Source organism: Streptomyces sp. KLMMK (assembly GCF_036961605.1).
GTDB lineage: Bacteria > Actinomycetota > Actinomycetes > Streptomycetales > Streptomycetaceae > Streptomyces > Streptomyces telluris.
On record NZ_JBAMDC010000508.1, the window covers coordinates 1 to 4009 of the forward strand.

Genomic DNA, 4009 nt, shown 5'->3' on the forward strand with positions numbered 1-4009 from the left:
CGCCCGCCGACCGCCCGGGACGCTGTCGATCAGCTCCTGCACGATGTGGTCGTAGGCCGGATCCGCGTAGTAGGCACTGTGTTTGAGCAGCGGCGCCTCGGGCTCGTCGTCCCGGGCGACGATCCTGTGCGGGTCGCGCAGCTGGATCTCGGGGCCGGTGCGGCGGCACCACACGTCGCCGTCGCCGCCCGGGTCCGGCGTGACCACGGCCCGGTCGATCGTCTCCCAGTCGCCGAGTACCGGCCGGACGTGCCCGTCGGCGGGGTGTGCCAGGACGGGGCCGCCGAGGTGGTCGCTCCAGCGGTGGAGGTTCCGCCAGCGCCCGTTCAGCCGGGTGTACACCTCCCGCAGCAGCGGATGGCCCGCGTACGCGGGGAACAGCCGGGCGTACGCCCACGTCAGCTGCGAACCGTGCGTCAGAAGGGCAACCCGGTCGACGGGTTGCGTCGCGTCGGCCGCCTGCTGCGCATGGGCGGCCTGGAGGACGGCCGCCACGCAGATCAGGCTTCCCTGGCTGTGGCCGGACAGCACGACCGTCCCGTCCCCGGCCGTCTTGTCCTGGACCCGCCGGGTCAGCGACAGCACCGCCCGGCCGCCGTAGGGAGGCGGCACGATCGGGTGCGCCAGGCGCGGCCAGAACGCCAGCAGGTCCCACAGCACGCCCACCGCCCGTCGCCACTGCGGGCTGCGGAAGGCGCGCACGCCCAGGAACACCAGGCCCGCCGCCAGGCCCGTCAGCGCCCACGCCCCCACGTCGTCGGCCAGCCCGAAGAACCTCACGCCGAGCCAGACGCGGCCGTAGAGAGCGTTTTGGATCCACTCGAAGCCCTTGTTCCTTCCCAGCACCAGGGCTTCGCCGGCGAAGCAGCCCTGCAGGAGTGCGCAGACGAATCCGGTGAGGGCGACCACCCCCAGGACGGTGGGCAGCCGGTACTTCAGAGCGGCCTGGCGCCATGCCGTGGCCAGCCGTGCCACGGTGCGGTCGGGGAGGTCGTCCTCGGTTGCCCCCGGGTAGTCGCTCCGGATGCGGCTCTTGAGGTCGACGCCCGGACCGGGGCGGAGGAACAGCAGGGAGAGCCCGAGCACCACGGCGACCACCAGCACCAGCGCCCACAGCAGCGCGGTGACGTGGAAGACCGTGGGGAGCACGAGCAGCGGCCCGCCCCCGGAGGGAGTCTCCTTCGGCTGGACGAGCCTGCCCAGCAGCCGGGCGGTCTGGATCGCGAAGCCGGCCGTGAACCCCGTGGCCAGGAGGACCGCGAGGCTCGCGAGCACGGGGCACGCCAGCCCGCCCCACATGGGCCGCTGCCCCTTGGCCAGATCCGCGGTCGGGATGGCACCGCGCAGCAGCAAGGTGACCACCAGCAAGGCGAGCAACAGCACCGCGCAGGCCACGTACAGGGCGTTGAAGGCCCACTCGAAGCCGGCCAGGTTCACGGGCGGGCCGCCGGTACCCCGGGAGGTGGTGTGCGGTCCGAAGAAGACCGCGAGCACCACGACCGCGAGCAGGGCCGCCCATGTGCTCCGGCGCAGGATCAGGCACGGCACCGGGATCCGGATGGCGTCGCGGCCGGTGGGGTCGTAGACGAGCTTCTCGCCCCGGGGGTGGTAGCCGGTCGCCGTGAGGACGACGCAGAGCAGGCCGGCCGCCGCGGCGAAGCCGGACAGGGCCCGGAGGGCATCGCTCTCCCAGCCCTCGTCGGTCCGTGGACCGGCGACCGGAGTCACCGAGGCGTACGCGACGAGCATCGCGAGTACGGCCACCGCCGCGGTCGTGTGGAACAGCCTCAGCATGGGGGCGCGCGGCGAGGAGGACCAGAACGGCTTCTGCGCGAGCGCGCCCACGCCGTCCGGCCACTCCTCCGGCTTCGTGGCCGTGGGCGGCGGATAGACGTGGACCTGCCGGCCGAACCGGACCAGCAGCCAGATCAGTGCGGCCGGTGCGGCGACGCCCAGGGGCAGCCGCCACGACCAGCTGGTGGGCTGCTTGCCGGAGAAGGGCACCCAGCTGTTGGCGGACGTGCAGAGCGTGTTGCCGCCGCACTGCCAGGCGACGAGGTCGATCGCGACGAAGGCGACCGCCGCCGTGAGGAGCAGGGTCAGGACGAGCCCGAGCAGCCGCAGCACCGCATCGGCCGTCCGCCGTACCCCGCGCCGCACTTCGGTGTCCCGCTCCCCGGGGACGCGGACGGCCATCGGCAGGGTGTAGCGGGCGAGGTTCAGGATGCCGAAGGGGGCCAGCAGCAGCCACAGCGCCTTGGACACCGAACCGGAGGTCATGTTCGCCCAGTGGAAGGCCTCCCTCACGGGCGGCTCCCCCGGCGGCACCGCGCGCCGCAGGAACCGTGCCGTGTCGTCACCGCCGACATGCCGCAGCTCGGCGATCTGGAGGAGACCCGTGGGCGGTGCCCCACCGACACCGTGCACGCGAATTTCGACCACATCGGGCACACTCCCAGGATCGGCGACCGGGACCGGTCGTGCCACACGGCGCCGGCCTCCGTCCCGGCCGCGCAGATCCCCCTCCCGGCCGCGTTGATTCCCGTTCCGGCCGCATGGGAGAGAAGGACGGGGTACACGTGTACGGAAGATGCAGTCCCCTTCCGCCCCTCTCTCCCCCGGAGGCTCCATGGCTTTCTCGGGCAAACCTTTCGTCCGCTCCTGGCAGCACTGGCGCCGCGGGCGCGACCTCTCCGTCCCCTTCGACTCCACCGCCGTCGAGGACACCAACCGGCGATTCCTGCTCTACGGGGTGCTCCCGATGTGGGTGGTGCCCGCGGTCGCCGACTGGTGGATGCACAAGCGGACGCGCATCGAGCACACCAGCGGCGTGAAGGAGTCCGCCGTCCATGCGCTGATGATGACCGAGGCCGGCGTCCCTGTCGCGATGGGGCTGCTGGCGAGGATCAACCCGCTCGTCCTCTCCGTGATGGGAGGAGCCGCCCTCGCGCACGGCGCCACGGCCCTCTACGACGTGAGCCTGGCCACGAAGAAGCGTGAAGTGCACCCCGTGGAGCAGCACATCCACAGCTTCCTGGAGGTGCTGCCGCTGTCGGCGATGGCGTTCACCGCGTGCCTGCACGCCGACGAGGTCCGTGCGGCGCTGCGCGGCGGGCGCGGACGGCGCGACTGGGTGCTGCTCCCCAAGGACCGGCCGCTGTCCGCGAAGTACCTCGTGGGTCTCGGCGCGGCGATCGGTGCCGGGGTGATCCTCCCGTACGCCGAGGAGATGTCCCGCTGCCTGCGCGCCCGGCGCCAGGCGGCCGCCTCATGAACCGCGCGCCGGCAGCCGTGCGTCCCGCGCCGCCCCGGCCGCTGCCGCCCCTGCGCATGCTCCGCATCGGCGGTCCGGGGCCGGAGGACGTCGTCGTCGACGGCGACGGGCGGGTGCTGACCGGCACCGGCGACGGCCGGATCCGGCGGATCACCCTTCCCGGCCCGCGCGGCGGCGCCCGGGTGGAGGAGGTGGCGGACACGGGCGGCAGGCCGCTCGGCCTGGAGGCGCTGCCCGACGGCCGGCTGCTCGTCTGCAACGCGGAACGGGGGCTGCTGCGCGTCTCCCCCGGGGCGGGAGGCGGGGTCGAGGTCCTGGCGGACTCGGTGGCCGGTGAACCGCTGCGGTTCTGCAGCAACGCGACCGCCGCCGCGGACGGCACCGTCTACTTCACGGCCTCCAGCCGCCGGTACGGGCTGCGCGACTGGCGGGCGGACATCGTGGAGCACTCCGGCACCGGCCGGCTGCTGCGGCTCCCGCCGGGTGGTGTCCCCGAAGTGATCCTCGACGGACTGCAGTTCGCGAACGGGGCCGCCCTGGCGGCCGACGAGTCCTTCGTCGTCGTGGCCGAGACCGGCGCCTACCGCCTGACCCGGCTGTGGCTCACCGGCCCCCGGTCCGGGCTGCGCGACACCCTGATCGAGGACCTGCCGGGCTTTCCCGACAACCTCTCCCGCAGCGCCGACGGCACCTTCTGGACCGCTCTGGCCGCGCCACGGGAGGCGCTCCTGGACC

General features: G+C 73.6%; 3 protein-coding genes. 2 read left to right on the forward strand and 1 reads right to left on the reverse strand.

Features of this window, described 5'->3' with window-relative positions; all coding sequences use genetic code 11:
- Positions 1-2442: hypothetical protein (locus tag V7793_RS34545; protein WP_336013652.1), on the reverse strand; the 2442-nt coding region annotated here is incomplete at its 3' end.
- A 187-nt stretch (positions 2443-2629) separates the two neighbouring features.
- Between V7793_RS34545 and V7793_RS34550 the strand changes: the two genes are divergently transcribed.
- Positions 2630-3274, forward strand: a complete 645-nt coding sequence (locus V7793_RS34550) for a diguanylate cyclase (RefSeq protein ID WP_336013653.1) — start codon at positions 2630-2632, stop codon at positions 3272-3274.
- A partial coding sequence (locus V7793_RS34555) for an SMP-30/gluconolactonase/LRE family protein (protein ID WP_336013654.1) occupies positions 3271-4009 on the forward strand: 739 nt, incomplete at its 3' end. The genes V7793_RS34550 and V7793_RS34555, both read left to right, overlap by 4 nt.